This window comes from Shewanella sp. 11B5 (genome assembly GCF_002836795.1).
Classification (GTDB): Bacteria; Pseudomonadota; Gammaproteobacteria; order Enterobacterales; family Shewanellaceae; genus Shewanella; species Shewanella frigidimarina.
Genome location: NZ_PJAP01000713.1, coordinates 1 through 1,942, shown reverse-complemented (window position 1 = coordinate 1,942; position 1,942 = coordinate 1). Strand labels below are relative to the sequence as shown.

At 44.0% G+C, this 1,942-nt stretch carries 2 protein-coding genes; both read right to left on the bottom strand.

The window, feature by feature from the left end; genetic code table 11:
- Positions 1 to 80: 80 nt before the first annotated feature.
- Positions 81 to 1,469: a flagellar hook protein FlgE gene (gene flgE / locus CXF78_RS15660; protein ID WP_102037306.1), complete on the bottom strand. Its 1,389-nt coding sequence runs from the start codon at positions 1,467 to 1,469 to the stop codon at positions 81 to 83.
- 60 nt (positions 1,470 to 1,529) lie between these two features.
- Positions 1,530 to 1,942: FlgD immunoglobulin-like domain containing protein (locus tag CXF78_RS15655; protein ID WP_308302265.1), on the bottom strand; the 413-nt coding region annotated here is incomplete at its 5' end.

The following is a 1,942-nucleotide window of genomic DNA, read 5'->3' as shown; positions in this document are numbered from 1 at the left end:
ATAAAGGCAAGGTGTTGCCGTAAACGGCAACACCTATTATCACGTAAACATAAATTAATAAGGTAAAGGTAAACGTAAACTTAGCGGATCTGTAATATCGTTTGGTTCAAAGTATTGTTGACTTCAAGTGTACGCGAGTTAGCTTGGAAGTTACGCTGAGCAGAGATTAAATCAACCAACTCTGTGGTTAAATCAACGTTTGATTGCTCAAGCGCAGACGAACGAATACTACCAAATGTACCGCTATTCGCCTCACCGGCTAACGCTGGGCCCGAATCTAAACTGGCTTTCCAAGAAGTATTGCCCACTTGAGTCATACCTTGCTCATTAGCAAAACGAACTAATGCCACTCGTGATAACGGAACCGTTGAGCCATTACTGTAACTTGCGGTAATTAAACCATCTGAACCAATACCAACATTGGTTAATCGACCTACGGTAATACCATCTTGAGTCAATTCAGTCACTTCAAACGGAGAAGCATATTGAGTCGGATTATTAAACTTTACCGTAAGAGTCTGAGTTCCATCGGCGCCAGGACCTAAAGCCCCCGCACCTCCGGCACCTAATGCTTCAGTGGTAATAGTGGCTGGATCACTGCCAGTATAAGCACCAACAGAGTTAAATTTAAGCACCGCACCTGACCATGTGCCAACACCACTAGGGTTGGCAGCTGATGCGGTACCAGCTACATCACCAGCACCACCACCGACACCATCTCCATCGCTATCGGTATTATAAGTCCCTGCGCCACTTGCTACATCCACAGGGTCACCATCAACTGCATAAAATGCCACCCAATTACTTTCGCCAGTATATGAACCGTTCGTTGGCTTAACAAAGTAGGTGGTCATAATATGTGATTCACCTAACGAATCATAAATCGTCACCGAGGTGGAGTTATTAAATGTATCAGAATCGGCAGGATCAAAATTAGCGGGATCTAATGCGGTTTCACCAACATTAAGATTCATTTGCAAACCAACATTTCCGGTTTGCACTGGGCTACCCGCAGTGTCAGGGATCTTAATCGGTTGAGTTGTAGTTAAACTCACTGAAGTTGAGTTGCCATCTTCATCCACTGGGAAACCTTGTAAGAAGTTACCCGCTGAGTCGACCATATAATTAGCCGAGTCAACTTTAAATGCCCCCGCTCGAGTGTATGATTGATCTTGCGAACCTAATTCTGAAGAGGTAACAAAGAAGCCACCACCACTGATCGCCATATCCAACGAGTTACTGGTAAATTGCAAGCTACCTTGATGAAACTGCTGCGCAACTTGTGTGGTAGTTGCACCGCCACCCACTGCCGTTTTACTGTTAGAAAAAATTGAATTGGCGTAAACGTCAGCAAATTCAGCTCGAGATTCTTTAAAACCAATAGTATTGACGTTGGCGATGTTATTCGCGGTCGTATTTAAATCTTTTTGCGCGGCAGCGATACCACTCAATGCGATGTTAAATGACATATTACACCTCTCACATTTAATTCATTTATGATGACAGCTAACGGTTCGTTATTAGCCGTACTATGTTTCAGATACTGCGAGTACGTCAGATAACTTAATTCCACCTACTCCACGCAAATTCAAAATTGCTCCTGTTGCTACAGTGCCTAATGACACACTAGTAACATGAGCGTAAGTCGACACGGCTAAATCTTCCGACGTTCCATCGACTTTACCACTGGCCTTAATGGCATAATTACCCGCTTTAGCTGGGTTACCACTTTTATCTAAACCATCCCAAGTCACATCAACATTGCCGCCTTTACTGCCGTCAACATTAAAGCTCTTAATAAGCTGACCCGACTCGTCTTCAATCCTTACCGTAATCGTTTCAATAGCTGACGGTGTACTGATCACCCCTTTTATCTCAGAGCTTTCAGTAGAGATAGCGCCGGTATCAGAAGGAATGAGCACTTTTCGTCCAACCAAGCCTG